This is a genomic window from Marinobacterium arenosum, assembly GCF_019795155.1.
In the GTDB taxonomy this organism is placed as follows: domain Bacteria; phylum Pseudomonadota; class Gammaproteobacteria; order Pseudomonadales; family Balneatricaceae; genus Marinobacterium_C; species Marinobacterium_C arenosum.
This window is the reverse complement of the sequence record NZ_JAILYN010000036.1, coordinates 17630-33990: the sequence shown is the minus strand read 5'-3', so window position 1 is coordinate 33990 and position 16361 is coordinate 17630. Positions and strand designations below refer to the sequence as shown.

The following is a 16361-nucleotide window of genomic DNA, read 5'->3' as shown; positions in this document are numbered from 1 at the left end:
TCTAATACGCATTCAGAGTAGTTAAGCGAGTAAGAACTTCCCATGTTTACCGGCATTATTCAGGGCAAGGCCGAAGTGGTAGCCCTCGAGCAACTGAACGATTTCATGCGGCTGACCCTGCTGCTGCCCGAAGAACGAGCAGACAACTTGCAGCTGGGCGCATCGATCGCCGTCAACGGCACCTGCCTGACGGTTACCGCCTTCGACGGCAACCGGGTCAACTTCGACCTGATCATGGAGACCCTCAAGGTAACCAACCTGGCGGACCTGCAACTCGGCGGCCTGGTCAATTTCGAGCGGGCCGCGCGGATCGGCGACGAGATCGGCGGCCATCTGCTGTCCGGTCATGTTCATGACCAGGTGGAGATCGTGCAGATCGAACGACCTGAGAACAACTGCATCCTGTGGTTTGAAGTCGCTCCACAGTGGCTCAAATACATCCTGCCGAAGGGCTTCGTAGCCCTGAACGGCGCCAGCCTGACGATCGGTGAGGTGCGCGACAACCGTTTCAACGTCTACCTGATTCCGGAAACCCTGGCGCTGACTACCTTCGGCAGCGCAACCGTCGGTGAGCGGATCAACCTGGAGATCGATCCGCAGACCCAGGCTACCGTCGACACCGTCGAGCGCTACCTGGCCAGCCGCGGCTGACCAAACCCGGATAGACTGGCATTTCCCGCCGCAGCGGCACCGGCACGCTGCTGCCCGCCTGCGGCCGGTGCCAACCGCTGCCTGATCTCAGGCCCGCAAGGCGGGCCTAAGCGCCCGTTTTCAAACCGCTTTAGCCCCGTCACTGGAAATTACCCAGCGGCGATTTTTTTATACCTTTTGGCAATAGTTTTACTTTATATTTGTTCCGGTCCGCCGATAAAAATACTGACCGAAATGTTCGGAGGCCGGATGGGGCGATCGTCACTGGAGCAGGAAAACCTTGAGTTGAAGCGCACGCTTCGACTGATGGTCAGTAAAGCGGAGCGCAATGAAGCGACTCTGCAGAGCTTCTTTGCGCTCGAACTCAAGCTGCTCAACTGCAGTCGGCTGGCCGATCTGCTGCAACTGATCCTGGTCGAGTTCAAGACACACTTCCGGCTCAGTGCCATCCAGCTGGTGTTGTTCGACCCCGAGCATGCCGCCCGTCAGCTGCTCGATGAATCCCTACTGCAAAGCACCGCCAACCTCAGCTTCGTCGACAACCAGCGGTTGCTCAGGTCGCTCTACCCGCGTGGTCAATTGCAGGTCGGCCCGTTGTGCCAGGAGTTGCAACAACGCGCCTTTCCAGCCAGCAATGCCAAGCTGCTTTCCTGCGCCCTGCTGCCATTGACCCACGGCCAGTGCCTGATTGGCGGCCTGCACCTGGGCAGCAGCGATCCCGACCGCTACAGCGAGCAGTTCCGTTACGACTACGTCGCTCATCTGGCAGCGGTGATTTCGGTCTGTATCGAAAATTGCATCAGCCAGGAAAACCTGCGCCAGCTGAGCATGGTGGATATGCTGACCAAGGTGAAAAACCGGCGCAGTTTCGATCAGGAGTTGCTGCTTGAGCTGTCCCGCGCCAGTCGTGGCAACTACCCGCTCAGCTGCCTGTTCATCGATCTGGATCACTTCAAGAAGGTCAACGACACCTTCGGCCACCTCAGCGGCGACCAAGTGCTGCGTACCGTCGGCCAGCTGCTGAAAGGCTCACTGCGCAAGACTGACCTGGTGGCGCGCTACGGCGGCGAGGAGTTCGCCGTGCTGCTACCCAACTGCGATGCGGGGCGCGCCCGGCAGATCGCCGAACAGTTGCGGGTACGGGTACAGGAGCTGGTGTTCCGCTCGGAAAAAGGCCATCCGTTCCGGATGAGCACATCGATCGGCTTCTCCACCTGCGCACCGGCTGCATTGCTGGACTGGAGTTTGCCGGATATCGGCAATGAGCTGGTACACGCAGCCGATATGGCGGTGTACCAGTCGAAGCATCAGGGCCGCAACCGGGTCAGCGAGGTCGCTTTCCCGGATCAGCCGTTGTACGGCCAGAGCAGCGCCTGATACGTTGACAAGGGATCAACCCGCTAAGGGTTGACCATCTCCGCCAGCAACTCACGGTACAGCTCACTGTACTGAGCCGCCTGCTTCTCGCCAAACAGCGGATCTTCCGGCCGCGGCAGGTCTTTGGTCAGTTCTTGCCAATCCTCCTCGCTGGCCACCGCTTGCAATTTCGGGAACAGCTCCCCCTCTTCCAGGTTCAGGTGGTCGGTCTGCTGCGTGACAAACTGTTCCAACCGGTCGGTAAACTGATCCATCGGCATCACCGCATCGTGCAGAATGCAATCGACCGCCTCCGACAACTCCACCCCCAGGTGCTTCATCTCCCTATGTTCCGCTTCACAACGGTCGATCGCCTTATCCAGTTCCGCATCGCGGCCCCGGAAGTAGGCGTACATCTGGTCCTCGCGTGGATGATGATGAACATCGGCATAGTTGGTGATGTAGTCGATCACATCCGCCATCAGGCCGAAATTTGGATGTTCCCCCTCACGCAGCTTGGCCACCTTCTGCCGCAACATATCCAGAAGACGGGTCAGGTTAACGTGATCCTGATGCAGTTCGTCGAGCATCGTCATTGGCTCTCCCTCCAACACTTGAGCATTTGTTAACTATAGCCAAGCTGGATGACAACGGTCTGATCTGGATCAGTCGTCGGAGTTACTCCATAAGATCAAGCAGTTGCGTTAACGAGTCGACCCGCAGGTCGGTCAGCTCCGGCCAAAGGTCGGCCTCCTGCCTGGCGACATGGACGGTCGCCGTGCCGGCGGCACGGCCCACCTCCAGGTCGTAGCGAAAGTCGCCGACCATCACCGCCTGATGGGCCCGGCATTGCCAGCGGGCCAGCAAGTGCTCGATGCCGTGCGGATCCGGCTTGGGACGCACCTCATCGCGCCCCAACACCGCGTCGGGCTCAAAGAAATGTGCGGCACCGATCGCCTGCAGCGAGCTGAGCGCCACCGCACGGGTATTGCGGGTCAGGATGCCGAGCCGGGCACCACGGTTCTGCAGATGAACCAGCAGGTGGAGTACCCCCTGGGCCGGCTCGGCCAGCGCCGCATAGTGCCGTTCCAGTTGGTCCAACCGCTCGGCCAGTTGACTGCGCCGCGGCTCCGGGGTCGCCGCTATGGTGGCCAGAATATCCTGCGACGGGGCGATGCCCAGTTCGCTGCGAATGTGCTGAAAATCAAGCACCGGCCGGGTCAGGGTGCCATCCAGATCGAAGATCCAGCAATGGCGGTCATTAAGATCAGGCATCGATTTCCGGATTGATCTCGTTGATCAGCAGGTCGAGTTTCTGCTGGATGTCCAGCAGCAGGTCATGGTCGTCCGCCTGCTCCACTTCCACTTCGGGCCGCAGGTGGGACTCCAGCAGGGAAACCGTATCGCGGCTTTGTTCGAGAATCTGCAGCAGGTTACGCGAACGTTTCTTGTTGCTGTCGGTCAGCTGCCCGAGCCGGGCGGTGGTACGGCTCAACTGGGAATCCAGTTCACCGATATGTTCGCTGACATCGAGCATACCGCTGCTCAGCAGATGACGCAGGTTTACCAGTTGCCGTTCCAGCCGGGTCACCGCGTCATGGAAACGGGCCAGGAACAGCTCGCCTTCCCGCTCCATGAAGATCGCCAGCAGCTCATCCGGCAGCAATGCCCGATTGCGGCCATCACTACGAATGGCGTAGTCGCCACGCTGGGTACAGTAGGGTTTGTATTGGCCGGAGGGGATCTCCAGGCGCAGGATCGGCCGATCGGCCAGGTTCTCGACATAGAGCTCCAGATCGACGGTCGGGAAGCAGTCGGTAGCCTTGTTGACCAGTATCAGCCGTACGCTGTCGTCCACCCGGCAGCCAACCACCCGGCCGCGCTGCACACCGTCGTTGCTGGTGTACTCCTCGACCCCGATCAGGATGGTGCCGCCCAGCGGTGCGTTGGCAAAAGCCACCAGATCGCGACTCTTGACACCGCTGGCGTCACGCTTGAAATCGACGGTGCGCCCCTCCGCCATCTGCAGCAATTGCTGCGTACGGCGGCTTAGCCCCCGGTACTCGCGCTGCATCAATAACCTCCAGCAGCGATGGCTCTGTGCCCGTTAACGGTAGCAGCCGTCGTCGAACGGGTCGAGCGGATGCTCCAGCATCTGGTCATTGCGGGCGTACAGGATACGGCCTTCGAACCGCAGCCCCTTACGGTGGAACCAGCGGTCGAGCTGCTCGATCCCCTCCTTGGCTTCATTGCTGCGCATCCACTGACGGATCACGCCGTAGAAATAAACCCCGAACAGGCCGGCAGCGGTACCGAGGAAGAAATCGGACGCCAGCGCAAACAGCAACGTGACGATGCCGGCAATCCAGACCCGGCTGGCGCGGGCATCTTTGTACTGCTCCAGCGTCTGTTCCAGCCGTTCACGCAGCCGCACGTAGCGACGGTAATTCTGTTGAATATCGAACTTTTCAGCCAAGGAAAGATGCGGTTCCATGGTGCTTCCTTATTGATCTGATGAAACGTTTTGACCCATTAAAGCACTGCTTGGCGTCGTAGAACAGGGGTGGCGAACGCTTTCACGACCGCTGCCCCTGTTCAACTCAGGCCAAGCTCTTGCTGACTACCTCGTAGACGTCGCGCGACAGCTCTCCACTGTCCATCACCTGCTGCAGCGCCCCCTTCATCAGCGTCTGGCGCTGCGGGTCGAATTTGCGCCAGCGGGTCATCGGTGTCAACAGCCGCGAGGCGATCTGCGGGTTCAACTCGTTAAGCCGGATCACCTGCTCCGCCAGGAACCGGTAGCCACTGCCATCGCCCGCATGGAAGTTGACCGGATTCTGCGCACAGAAGACCGCCAGCAGTGCCCGCACCCGGTTCGGGTTGCGGATATCGAAAGCCGGGTGCTCCATCAATTGGCGAACCCGGCCCAGGGTGTCCGGCTGAGGATTGCTGGCCTGCACCGACAACCACTGGTTGACCACCAGCGTCTCTTTCTGCCAGCGCTGGTAAAAATCGCCCAGCAACTGCTCGCGCGCCTCGTCGAACCCGGAATGCACCACCTGTACCAGCGCCGACTGGGCGTCGCTCATGTTGTCAGCCTGGTGGTACTGATCCAGCGCCAGCTGCAGATAATTCTGCTGCTGCAACGTCATCAGGTAGGCCAGGCAGAGGTTTTTCAGGCTACGGCGAGCGATCGACTCGGCATCCGGACTGTACGGCGCATCACTGCAGTTGGCCCGGTAAACCCGCTCGAACCGCTCACGCAGCGCCTTGGCCAGCACCAGACGCAGGAATTCGCGCACCGCATGGATCGCTTCGACATCGGCCTGCTCGGCGCGTTCGGCCAGGTAGGCTTCGCTCGGCAGGCTGAGGGTTTTGGCGACCATCGCCGGGTCCAGACTGCTGTCGTCCAGTACCGCGGCAAAAGCGTCGACCAGACAGCTGTCGATCTGCAGCTCGCGACCGGCCTGATAATCCGCCACCAGCGCTTCCATCAGTTCGGTGGCCAGCGTCTGGGCCGCATCCCAGCGATTGAAGCCATCGCTGTCGTGCCGGATCAGGAACACCAGTTGCTCGCGGCTGTACGGATAACTCAGCTTGACCGGTGCCGAGAAGCCGCGCAGCAGCGACGGTACCGGTCGCACCGGGATGTCTTCGAAGGTGAAGGTCTGCTCGGCTTCGGTCAGGTCCAGCACCTGGCTGGTCTGGCCATCGGTCAGCGGCAGGTCGTTGCCCTCGCCATCCAGCAGGCCGATCGCCAGCGGGATATGGAACGGTAGTTTCCGCTCCGCTTCCGGGGTAGCCGGACAGCTCTGCTTGACGTGCAACTGATAGCGACCGCTGGCCTCATCGTAGCTGTCGCTGACCGCCAGCCGCGGGGTACCGGCCTGGCTGTACCAGCGACGGAACTGGCTCAGATCGCGGCCGGAGGCATCCTCCATCGCCTGGACGAAATCGTCGGTGGTCACCGCCTGACCGTCATGACGCTCGAAGTACAGATCCGAGCCCTTGCGGAACAGCTCCGGCCCCAGCAGGGTATGGATCATCCGCACCACCTCGGCACCCTTCTCGTAGACCGTCAGGGTGTAGAAGTTGGAGATCTCGATAAAAGACTCGGGCCGCACCGGGTGGGCCATCGGGCCGGCATCTTCGGCGAACTGGGCGGTACGCAACAGGGTTACGTCCTCTACCCGCTTGACGGTGCGCGAATTCATGTCGGCCGAGAACTCGGCGTCGCGGAATACCGTGAAGCCCTCTTTCAGGCTCAGCTGGAACCAGTCGCGACAGGTCACCCGGTTACCGGACCAGTTGTGGAAATACTCGTGCGCCACCACCCCTTCGACCCGCTGGAAGGCGGCATCGGTGGTGGTTTCCGGATTGGCCAGCACGCAGGAGGTGTTGAAGATGTTGAGTCCCTTGTTCTCCATCGCCCCCATGTTGAAGAAGTCGACCGCCACGATCATGTAGATATCCAGATCATACTCGCGACCGTAGACCTGCTCGTCCCAGCGCATCGCATTCTTCAGCGAGTCCATCGCATACTGCAGCTTGTTGAGGTCCTTGGCCTCAGCGAAGATCTGCAAGATCACCTCACGACCGGAGGCCGTGGTGTAGCGCTCCTCGATATGCTGCAGATCACCGGCCACCAGCGCGAACAGATACGCGGGCTTCTTGAACGGGTCGTCCCAGGTGACGAAGTGACGGCCGTCATCCAGCTCGCCACGCTCGACCGGGTTGCCGTTGGACAGCAGCACCGGATACTTCGCCTTGTCGGCGACAATGGTGGTGCGGAATACCGCCATCACGTCCGGCCGGTCCGGGTAGAAGGTAATCCGGCGGAAACCTTCCGCTTCGCACTGGGTGCAGAACATACCGTCGGACTTGTACAGCCCCTCCAGCGCAGTGTTGTTCTGCGGCTCGATCAGGGTAACGATCTGCAGACTAAACCGCTCCGGCACCTCGGCGATGGTCAGCAGCTCGTCGCTGTGCTGGTAGTTCATCAGCGGCTCGCCATCGAGCTGCAATGACTGCAGCACCATGCTGTCATGGCCGTGCAACTGCAACGCCGGCGCCTGTTGATTGCAGTCCGGGTTACGGATCATCTGCAGCGTGGCGATGACGGTGGTCTGCTCTTCGGCCAGCTCGAAACGCAGCTCGGTGCGCTCGACCAGGTAAGCTGGAACCTGGTAGTCCTTCAGATAGATTGCCTGCGGCTGTTCTGACATCGTGCTCTCCATTCAGGCGCTGAACGCCACCTGATAGGCGGTGAATTTACGAATGTTGATCACCCCGGTATCGAGGATCAGGTACTGCCCCTTGATGCCCTGCAAGACCCCTTCGACATGGCTGTTCTTGTCGAAGTTGAAGCTGGTCACCTTGCTGGGGTACTGCTCGACCGGGTAGTGAATGTCGATAGGCTCGGCCTCCGGCAGCCGCTGTACTGCCTGCAGGCCGTATTGCTGCTCCAACCCGGCCAGCTGGTCGGCGCAAAGATCGAACAGCGCATCGCGCTGGGCGCGCAGGTCCAGCTCGCTGACATCGCCCTTCAGCATAGCGCGCCAGTTGGTTTTATCCTTGACGTGCGCGCCGAAGATCCGCTCAATCAGCCCCGACTGCAGCCGGTTGGAAACCCTCAGGATCGGCAGCGCCTGCACCGCCCCCTGGTCGATCCAGCGGGTCGGGACCTGGGTACCGCGGGTAATACCGACCTTGACCCCGGAGGAGTTGGCCAGGTAGACGTAATGGTCCTGGAAACAGAACTGTTCGCCCCAGGCCGGGTCGCGGCAGGTGCCCTCGTGGTAATGGCACTTTTCCGGGCTGACGATGCATTGATCGCATTGCGGCAGCTTCTTGAAACAGGGGTAGCAATAGCCCTGGCTGAAGCTCTTGTTGGTCTTGCGGCCACAATGCAGGCAGTGGATAGCGCCCAGGTAGTCCAGCGCAATCGGCTTGCCGAGGTAGTCGTTCAACAGAATTTCGGAATCGCCGACCGGCAGTCGATAGACCACCGGGTCGGCCAGCTCGGTGCGCATCTTGGCGAGCGCACCACGGGCCAGTTCGTGCATAGAAAGGATTCGGCTCAGCAGTCAGTATGAATCAGGAATCGGTGAGAATCTTGATGGTATCCGGCGCCAGCGGATCTTTACCGTGCTGGCTGCCATCGGCCTTGGTGCGGTCGATAAAACCGGTGCGCTGCTGCTCCGGCAGGTTCTGGTGCTCATAGGCGATCACCGCGCGCAGACAGGTCTCGCGCTGCTCGCTGTCGAGGCGGCGACCGTCCGGCCATTTACCCAGCTCCACAGCCTGTTTCAGGGCCGCGTGCATATCCGGCGTCATCGCCGTAATCAGCTCTTCGTAGGTCATCTTCTATCCCTCTGTTAGCTGGCGGCCAGTGTACCACAAGTTGCCGGCGCGTCCTGTCAGGGGTGATCAGCCGGGCTCATCGTAGCGCTCCAGAAAGGCTTTGACCTGCTGCTGAATCAGCAGCCGGTGATAGAGCCCGGGAATATGGGTGTCGTCCAGTTCCACTACCTGCTGCAGGCCGGGTAGCAGCAAGCGGGCCTGCTGGCGCAGCCGTTGGGGTTCGAAATAGATATCCTGGGAGCAGATCACCAGCTGTACCGGCGCGCTCCAGTCGGCCAACTGGTCGGGGTTTAGCGGCCCCGGCGGCAGCAGCACCGGCGATTCGGCATGCAACAGCACCTGGCGATAGAACTGTTCCAGCGCCGGCCAGGGTTCGGCCATCAGTTCGGCCATCATCCGCCTGAAGCTGTTGTGGTTGTTCTGCACCCGGTGCCTGAGCCAGTTCAGCGCCACCGCCCTGAGCGGCCGCCAAAGCGAGATATCCAGCCCGGCCGGCACGATCAGCGCCGAGGCGGCGACCCGCTGCGGCGCCAGCGCGGCAGTATCGAGCAGTACCGCACCGCCGAACGAGATGCCGACCATCGGGCAGCGTTCGAGCGACAATCGATCCATCAATGCCAGCAACCAACCGCCGTAATCACCGGGCTGCGTCGTCGGTGCCGGCCCCTCACTGCCACCGGTCTGGCCGGGAAGATCCGGCGATATAAGCCGATAGCGCTCGACCAGCGGCCAGACCATCTCGAGATTGAACGGCGCCGGGGTATGCATGCCGTGAATGGCCAGCAGCGGTGGTGCTTGCGGATCGCCCGCTTCGACGACATGGGTGCGCCAGTCGCCAAACTTCAGGTCGTAACCGCGCACCGGCTGCGGCAGGCGCGCCATCTGGTTGTCGTAGAGGTGCTGTAGATCCGGGTGCATCAACGCCCTCTCCACTTCAAGGCTAAGGCTTCAGAATACGACCGACCAGCGGCACATAGGCCAGCCCAACCAGCAGCCCGGTCAGGTGGGCGGTATTGGCGATCGCCCCCATGCCCATCCCCTCCAGCACACCGGTAAAGCCCAGCACCAGCCAGCCCACCATCAGCGGCATCAATGCCGACGGCAGCTCGAACTGCTGGCGTGGATGACGCCGGTCCCACAGCCAACTGTAGCCCAGTAGCGCAAACACCACCCCAGACATGCCACCGAACAGCGGCCCGCTGGCGACATACTGGGCCAGGTTGGCAAGGATTCCGGACAGCAGCACCAACCCAAGCAGTACCCATGCCCCCTGACGCTGTTCGATCCGGCTGCCAACCACCCAGACCCAAAGCATGTTGAACAGCAGGTGCGGCGCGTTGAAATGGAGGAAGATCGGCGTGACCAGGCGCCACAGCTGGCCGCTTTCAAAGGTACCCGCCAGGCCGGTGGTATAGAGTTCATTGCGCTGTTGAATCAGCTCGGCGATGGTCAGCTGACGCAGCCATTCCATATTGTCACCGAAGCCGATCAGCAGCGTGGCGATACAACTGAACAGGATCAGCAGCAGGGTCAGCGGTTGCTGGCGCCAGAAGCCGATGGTCGAGGACGGCTGACGATGGCGGCTGCGCAGATCGAGACGGTCCAGGTCGACGCCCTGCTGCCAGAGTTCGAACAACCCGCGCACCCGGTCGGCGCTGATGTCGTGCGCCACCCAGAGCTCCTGCCGGTCCGGCTGCTCGACAATCCGGTGCGGAATCTGGTGGCGCCACAAGAAGGCGGCAAACTCCGCCAGGTCCATCTGCAGGGGTACTTCGAGTACCTTAACCATTATTTATCCCCAAGGGGCTCGTCGTTCATCGGGAATAACCAAACGCCTCTCCTCACGCCCTGTTCGGCAGCATTCAGGGACAACAGTGTCGCTCGAATAATCGAGGGCACCGCTAAGGTTCATGAATCTCCAGGCGGACATCCACCCAGACGAACTTGTCGGCGCTGACCTGTTGTTCACCATCGAACCGGTAAGCGACCAATTTGCCGTATTTCACGGCACTATAATCCAGACAGACTATGTTTTCGGTGATCGGTTCCGGGGTTCCCTCGCGCCAGTAATGACCGATGAACAGCGGCCGTTCCTGCGCCCCATAGTAGTAAAGGTCAGCCAGGTTCTGTTCACTCAGCCGCTGGCGGGCTATATGCTCAGGCAACGGATCGGGCTGGAAAGCCACGTCGATATAGTATTCCGGATGCTCCATCCAGAACTTGGTGCGAAAGAAATACCGCTTGAAGCCATCCCGGCTGATCATCACCTCATCGTTGGGCAATCGCAGATGGGTACCGCGCAGCAGGCGGTCCATCAGGGTCCATTCGAAGGAACCCTGCTCGGCCGAGCGGTGTAGCGCCTCGTCAGTGAGTCGGTTGCCGCCATAGGTTGCGCGGAAGCGCTCAATCAACGGCGCATACCAGCAAGCGTGCACCACCCGGAAATCGTCGAACTCGAGAAACAGCGGCATCTGCCGTATCCAGTCGAGAAACTCGCGTTGCTCCGCCGGATAATTGGCCAGCTGTTCCAAGGTCTCCTTCAGGATCCGCAGGTGGCGCGGGGTTCGCTCGCGCAGGTAATCACGGCCACTGCCCGGCTTGCCCGGCGTCAGATAGCAGAGCAGGTTATATTCGTGGTTGCCCATCACTATCTGGGCGCTGCCGGCCTCCACCATCGCATGGACGATATGCAACGCCTCGCGGATTCGCGGGCCGCGATCGACGATATCGCCCAGGAAGATCGCCTGCCGCCGGGGATGCCGAAAGACACCGTTCTGCAGCCGGTAGCCGAGCCGCTCCAGCAGCAGCTTCAGGCTGTCGCCACAACCGTGCACATCGCCGATCAGGTCATATCCCTGTGCTCCACTCACCCTCAGTCCCCCAGCTTGGCGCCCCATCCCAGCTTCTCACGGCAGGTCTGGTAGAAGTCGTAGTTGAGAGGATGCAGCAGCTTCAGCTTATGCGGCTTCTTGTGGATGGTGATGGTATCGCCCGGTGCGCAGGTGACACTGTTCTGACCATCGCAGGACACGGTCGGATAGGTTTCGTTGCGTTCGCTGATCACCAGCTTCAGCTCGCTGTTGCCATCCACTACGATCGGCCGGCTGGACAGGGTATGCGGGAACATCGGCACCAATACCAGTGCATCGAGCTTGGGGTGCATGATCGGCCCGCCGCCGGACAGCGCATAGGCGGTTGAGCCGGTCGGGGTCGATACGATCAGGCCGTCCGAACGCTGGGTATAGACGAACTGGCCCTCGATATAGAGCTCGAACTCGATCATCCGGGCGGCTTTACCGGGATGCAGCACACAGTCATTCAGTGCCGTGATCTCGCCGATCGGCTCGCCGTTACGCTTGACCAGCACGTCGATCAGGAAACGGCTCTCGACGGTATACTTGCCCTCCAACACCTCGGCGACCTTTTGTTCGATCTCGGCCGGGGCGATATCGGTCAGGAAGCCCAGATTGCCACGGTTGACCCCCAGTACCGGCACATGGCTCTGGGCCAAGGAACGGGCTGCGCCGAGCAGACTGCCATCGCCGCCTACCACGATCACCAGATCGCAAATCTCGCCCATCATCTTCTGCTTGCAGACCTGCTGGCCGTGGCCGGGCATCAGTTCGGCAATACGCTCGTCGAGAACCGCATGCAACCCCTGATCGTTCAGGAAGCGGATCAACTGCTTCAGGGTATCCACCACCCCCTTGCTGCCCAGACGCCCGATCAGGCCGATATTGCGAAAATAGTCCATCTGCTCTCCGTATTACCCTTGCCGACTGGTACAGGCCAAGCGGCGCATTATAGGAAAGGTTCCGTGCGGCGGATATACAACCATCAGGTCAACCCCGGCCAGCCAAGCCCACCACCCCGCGCCGGCCCTGCAGACCACCGGTATGCAGCGCCAGCAGCCGGCTGCCAGCGGGAAAACAGCCGCTTTCGATCAGCTGCTGCAGCCGCCAGAACATCTTGCCAGTGTACACCGGGTCCAGCGGCAGAGCATGCCGCTGCTCAAAATCAGCCATGAAATCAATTAATTGCGAAGGGACCTTACCATAGCCGCCGACATCGCCGGCCAGATCGATACACCAGCGCGCCCGGGCCGGCAGCTCGGCCTGGGCCAACAGAGCGTTGATATCGTCATACAGAAAGGCGGCCTTTTTCAGTACCGCGATACCCAGCAGTCGCCAACGGGGATCGGCCCCGGCCAGCAGACCGGCCAGGGTACCGCCGGTGCCGCAGGCGGTCACCAGCCAGTCGGGCTGTAGCGTCAGGGCGGCTATCTGCTGCGCCAAACGGGCACCGCCCCGTACGGCCAACGGGTTGCTACCGCCCTCGGGAATCAGAAAGGCATCCGGATACTCGGCCAGCAGGCTGCGCTGCCAGTCGGCGTCATGACGGCGCCGGTAACTGGCCCGATCGACAAACCGCAACCGCATCCCCCAGCGCCCTGCATCGCCAAGAGTCGGATTTTCGGCATACTCGGGTTCGCCACGAATCACCCCGACCGTTTCGATTGCCAGCTGTCGGCCGGCCCAGGCCAGTGCATGTATATGATTCGAGTAGGCACCACCGAAACTGACCAGACAGCGGGCACCCTGCGCCACCGCTTGCTGAAGGTTCGGCTGTAGCTTGTACCACTTGTTGCCGCTGATGCGGGGATGGCTGCGATCCAACCTCAGCACCCAAAGCTCGACCGCTCGGCGCCGGTGAAGCGGATGCTGTAGCAACTGCAGCTCGAGGGGTGGCTGATAGGTCAGCAGATCGACCGTCATGAAACCGAAAAACCTCTGTCACAAAACAACAATGATCGCACACTAGAGTGAGCCAACTTTTAAAAGCCGACGCAGTTGGCACAGCCATATTACCGTCTGCAGCGGGACTACCCACAGTTCCAGTTAACTATCTACGTGAGATCCAAACGATGGACGATTACCAGGAAGAACTGCTGTTGAGCACCCTAGACGAGGAATACGACGACGAGGTTGATGACTCGATCGAGATGTAACATTCGCGGCACGGGGGATTGGCAGATCCAGTGTGCGCGGCCCGACCTACGCGGCCCGACCTGCGCGGCCCGACCTACGCGGCCCGACCATCACTTGGCGACCGAGATCGCCCGGTCGCCACCAGCCTGCTTGGCAACGTACATCGCCTTGTCAGCCCGATTGATCAGGTCCTCTACGGTTTCATAACCGTCGGTATCGGTTACGCCAATACTCAGCGAAATCTCGAAGCGTTCGCTGGCATCCTTGCTGCCGCCGTACGGCGAGTACTCGTTGAAACGGTTGCGTAGCCGTTCCGCCAACCGTTGTGCCGCCGACAGATCGGTTTCCGGCAGCAGGATCATGAACTCATCGCCGCCATAACGAAACGCCTGGTCGGCGGTGCGCAGGTCACGCTTGACCACTTGGCCGATAAAGCGCAACACCCGGTCACCCTCAAGATGGCCCAGCCGGTCGTTGACCTGCTTGAAGTTGTCGAGGTCGATACAGATCAGTGCAAAGGCGCGCCGGTAACGGCGTGAACGTTCCAGCTCGGACTCCACCATCTCGTAGAAATGACGCTGATTGTGCAGACCGGTCAGGTCATCAGTGACCGACAGCTCTCTAAGGCGAGCTTCCAACTGCTTGCGAGCGGTCAGGTCGTGAAAAAAGCCGATGCTGCCGAGCACCCCGTCGCCCAGATCAACCAGGGCCGCCGACAGGCGGATCGGAATTGCCCGACCGTCCTTGCCGATCAACTCGGTTTCGTAGCCCTCCACGTGGCCCGGCCGGCCAAACTGCTCGCCATCCATCAGCTGGCGGATAGCTCGGGCGCGCTCAAAGCTGCCGTAGATATCGACAATGCTCATCCTGTCCACCACCTCGTCGCTGCGGTATTGCAGCAGCTGCTCGGCAGCCGGGTTAAAGATGGTAATTATCCCTCGACGATCCACTCCGATAACCGGGTCCGGACAGAGCTCGGTCAGTGTGGCGACATCAATGTCATTCATAGCGATCCGTTTTTGCAAAACTCAGCGACCAGTCCTGGGGATGAAAGAAGCTTAAAAAACGATCAGATAACCGAACGACTATATCGCCCCTTTCGATGAAGTGGAAGAGCACCAATGGCTAATCCCCCAATCCGGGGCACCTCGTCCTCAGCCGTTTCCGCAGCTTCCGCCGATCCCCCCAACACCCCATTACCCCCCAAGCGGCGGAGCATGGCCAGAAATTGCACGAAGAGTAATACGGCCAAATGATAGCAAGATGACAGATGAGTTGAGTTGAGTTGCCGGGCAGTCAACTAATTCTAAACGGAAATGGAGTATGAAAAATGAGAAAAGGTTGGTGGGCGTAGACAGGCTCGAACTGCCGACCCTCTGCTTGTAAGGCAGATGCTCTCCCAACTGAGCTATACGCCCAACACTGTATCACTCAGACTTTATAGCAATGAGTGACGGGGCGATCAATATCAGATCTGCTGTTATCAGGAAGTGACGGACGGAATGGAAGAATTGAATTTGTGAGCTGTTGCCAGTGATAGATGGCAGACAGGTATCTAATCCTACGGCTTTCAAAGAAGGGACGGTATGAAAGAAATGAATCTGTGGGCCGTGCCGGTGAAAGATGACAGGCAGGGATAACCCTTCACCTTTGACTGTAAGTGGCGGAACGGACGGGACTCGAACCCGCGACCCCCTGCGTGACAGGCAGGTATTCTAACCAACTGAACTACCGCTCCGCATTGGTGGGCGTAGACAGGCTCGAACTGCCGACATTCTGCTTGTAAGGCAGACGCTCTCCCAACTGAGCTATACGCCCAATGCGATGGCCTTTGTTACGACTCTATTCGGCACATTGAATAGAGAAGTGGCGGAATGGACGGGACTCGAACCCGCGACCCCCTGCGTGACAGGCAGGTATTCTAACCAACTGAACTACCACTCCGCATTGGTGGGCGTAGACAGGCTCGAACTGCCGACATTCTGCTTGTAAGGCAGACGCTCTCCCAACTGAGCTATACGCCCAATGCGATGGCCTTTGTTACGACTCTATTCGGCACCTTGAACAGAGAAGACTTACTGAAGTAAGTGGCGGAACGGACGGGACTCGAACCCGCGACCCCCTGCGTGACAGGCAGGTATTCTAACCAACTGAACTACCGCTCCACTGTGCTTCGTCACAAGGCACTGCCCTGTAACGAGGTGCGCATTTTACGGCTTTTGCTTTCCTTGTCAAACGGTTATCACATTTTTTTCAAAAAGATTTTGGCGCCGGGCAAACGGATATTTTTCGAACAGCCCGTTGCTTTCCGGTGCCAGTCCGGCCTGTTTCCGACACAGCCCCCACGTCACGCGTGGATTCCCTTGTGAATGGCTTTATCAACCGCCGGCTAACGGATAGAGTTAAGGCCTCACTATCGATTTCAATATGCCCTATCCCCCATGTCCGACACCTCGACCGTAACCGGCCAGCTCGACCGACTGATCGACCGCCTGGCAGAGCTGAATCCCGAACCGCCGCAGACAGCCTACGACAACGACTGGCCCTCTGCCTGCTACCTGCACCAAGCAGACGACGGGCAGCCCGTGCCCTGGCGGCCGGTGCGCCGCGATGACAGCGAGGATATGTTCGCGCGGCTGGCCGCGGCACTGGAACAACCGATTCACCCGGACCTGGTCGCCTATTACTGCCGCTACTGGTCCGATCCGCTGCCGGCCCAATGCCCGGACGGCGAACTAAGCCTGCTGCAAGTCTGGAACCCGGACGATATGGAGCGTCTGCGCGGCAACCTGATCGGCCACGCACTGGCCAAGCGGAAGCAACGCCAGCCACTGACCCTGTTCTTCGCCACCACCGAACCGGATGGCAACTACTTTCTCAGCATCGATAACCAGAGCGGCGAGGTCTGGCTGGAGCAACCGGGCAAGAAGCCGCTGCGCAAGCTGGCCGATTCCCTGGCCGACTTCCTGGCAACGGTGGAACCGATGGAATTCAAGGAGTAAA

General features: G+C 60.2%; 16 protein-coding genes and 6 tRNA genes. 3 read left to right on the top strand and 19 right to left on the bottom strand.

The window, feature by feature from the left end; all coding sequences use genetic code 11:
* Nucleotides 1-42 precede the first annotated feature (42 nt).
* On the top strand, nucleotides 43-651 hold the full coding sequence (locus tag K6T12_RS15445) for a riboflavin synthase subunit alpha (RefSeq protein WP_222223767.1): 609 nt from the start codon (nucleotides 43-45) through the stop codon (nucleotides 649-651).
* Nucleotides 652-900: 249 nt separating this feature from the next.
* On the top strand, nucleotides 901-2028 hold the full coding sequence (locus tag K6T12_RS15440) for a GGDEF domain-containing protein (protein ID WP_222223766.1): 1128 nt from the start codon (nucleotides 901-903) through the stop codon (nucleotides 2026-2028).
* Nucleotides 2029-2051: 23 nt separating this feature from the next.
* Here the strand turns inward: K6T12_RS15440 and K6T12_RS15435 are convergent, their stop codons facing one another.
* The 19 genes from K6T12_RS15435 to K6T12_RS15345 all read right to left on the bottom strand — a co-directional run bounded on the left by K6T12_RS15435 (nucleotide 2052) and on the right by K6T12_RS15345 (nucleotide 15523).
* Nucleotides 2052-2603 (bottom strand): hemerythrin domain-containing protein, encoded by a 552-nt coding sequence (locus K6T12_RS15435; RefSeq protein ID WP_222223765.1) that lies wholly within the window; start codon nucleotides 2601-2603, stop codon nucleotides 2052-2054.
* 82 nt (nucleotides 2604-2685) lie between these two features.
* Nucleotides 2686-3282, bottom strand: coding sequence for an HAD family hydrolase (locus K6T12_RS15430; protein WP_222223764.1), 597 nt, complete (start codon nucleotides 3280-3282; stop codon nucleotides 2686-2688).
* On the bottom strand, nucleotides 3275-4081 hold the full coding sequence (locus K6T12_RS15425) for an AlbA family DNA-binding domain-containing protein (RefSeq protein WP_222223763.1): 807 nt from the start codon (nucleotides 4079-4081) through the stop codon (nucleotides 3275-3277). Before K6T12_RS15425 ends, K6T12_RS15430 begins: the two co-directional genes overlap by 8 nt.
* Before the next feature lie 33 nt (nucleotides 4082-4114).
* Nucleotides 4115-4501: a hypothetical protein gene (locus K6T12_RS15420; RefSeq protein ID WP_222223762.1), complete on the bottom strand. Its 387-nt coding sequence runs from the start codon at nucleotides 4499-4501 to the stop codon at nucleotides 4115-4117.
* A gap of 106 nt (nucleotides 4502-4607) precedes the next feature.
* The gene (gene pepN, locus K6T12_RS15415) at nucleotides 4608-7232 is read right to left on the bottom strand and encodes an aminopeptidase N (RefSeq protein ID WP_222223761.1); all 2625 of its coding nucleotides are present in this window, start codon (nucleotides 7230-7232) and stop codon (nucleotides 4608-4610) included.
* Between the two features lie 12 nt (nucleotides 7233-7244).
* Nucleotides 7245-8072, bottom strand: a complete 828-nt coding sequence (locus K6T12_RS15410; RefSeq protein WP_222223760.1) for a DUF2797 domain-containing protein — start codon at nucleotides 8070-8072, stop codon at nucleotides 7245-7247.
* A gap of 31 nt (nucleotides 8073-8103) precedes the next feature.
* Complete coding sequence (locus K6T12_RS15405) at nucleotides 8104-8370, bottom strand: YeaC family protein (RefSeq protein ID WP_222223759.1); 267 nt, start codon at nucleotides 8368-8370, stop codon at nucleotides 8104-8106.
* A gap of 66 nt (nucleotides 8371-8436) precedes the next feature.
* Nucleotides 8437-9288: an alpha/beta fold hydrolase gene (locus tag K6T12_RS15400; protein WP_222223758.1), complete on the bottom strand. Its 852-nt coding sequence runs from the start codon at nucleotides 9286-9288 to the stop codon at nucleotides 8437-8439.
* Nucleotides 9289-9310: 22 nt separating this feature from the next.
* Nucleotides 9311-10159 (bottom strand): rhomboid family intramembrane serine protease, encoded by an 849-nt coding sequence (locus tag K6T12_RS15395; protein ID WP_222223757.1) that lies wholly within the window; start codon nucleotides 10157-10159, stop codon nucleotides 9311-9313.
* 112 nt (nucleotides 10160-10271) lie between these two features.
* On the bottom strand, nucleotides 10272-11267 hold the full coding sequence (locus K6T12_RS15390; RefSeq protein WP_222223756.1) for a metallophosphoesterase: 996 nt from the start codon (nucleotides 11265-11267) through the stop codon (nucleotides 10272-10274).
* Nucleotides 11243-12124, bottom strand: coding sequence for an NAD(+) kinase (locus tag K6T12_RS15385; protein WP_222223755.1), 882 nt, complete (start codon nucleotides 12122-12124; stop codon nucleotides 11243-11245). The genes K6T12_RS15390 and K6T12_RS15385 overlap by 25 nt, the downstream gene beginning before the upstream one ends.
* Nucleotides 12125-12212: 88 nt before the next feature.
* Nucleotides 12213-13145: a 1-aminocyclopropane-1-carboxylate deaminase/D-cysteine desulfhydrase gene (locus K6T12_RS15380; RefSeq protein WP_222223754.1), complete on the bottom strand. Its 933-nt coding sequence runs from the start codon at nucleotides 13143-13145 to the stop codon at nucleotides 12213-12215.
* A 323-nt stretch (nucleotides 13146-13468) separates the two neighbouring features.
* Nucleotides 13469-14365, bottom strand: a complete 897-nt coding sequence (locus K6T12_RS15375) for a GGDEF domain-containing protein (RefSeq protein WP_222223753.1) — start codon at nucleotides 14363-14365, stop codon at nucleotides 13469-13471.
* Nucleotides 14366-14700: 335 nt separating this feature from the next.
* Nucleotides 14701-14776, bottom strand: a tRNA-Val gene (locus tag K6T12_RS15370).
* 243 nt (nucleotides 14777-15019) lie between these two features.
* Nucleotides 15020-15096: transfer RNA gene (locus K6T12_RS15365), tRNA-Asp, on the bottom strand.
* 4 nt (nucleotides 15097-15100) lie between these two features.
* A tRNA-Val gene (locus K6T12_RS15360) sits at nucleotides 15101-15176 on the bottom strand.
* Nucleotides 15177-15225: 49 nt separating this feature from the next.
* A tRNA-Asp gene (locus K6T12_RS15355) sits at nucleotides 15226-15302 on the bottom strand.
* 4 nt (nucleotides 15303-15306) lie between these two features.
* Nucleotides 15307-15382: transfer RNA gene (locus K6T12_RS15350), tRNA-Val, on the bottom strand.
* A gap of 64 nt (nucleotides 15383-15446) precedes the next feature.
* A tRNA-Asp gene (locus tag K6T12_RS15345) sits at nucleotides 15447-15523 on the bottom strand.
* Nucleotides 15524-15799: 276 nt separating this feature from the next.
* On the opposite strand from K6T12_RS15345, the gene syd reads away from it, so the two are divergent.
* The gene (gene syd / locus K6T12_RS15340) at nucleotides 15800-16360 is read left to right on the top strand and encodes a SecY-interacting protein (protein ID WP_222223752.1); all 561 of its coding nucleotides are present in this window, start codon (nucleotides 15800-15802) and stop codon (nucleotides 16358-16360) included.
* The last annotated feature ends 1 nt before the right edge of the window (nucleotide 16361 follow it).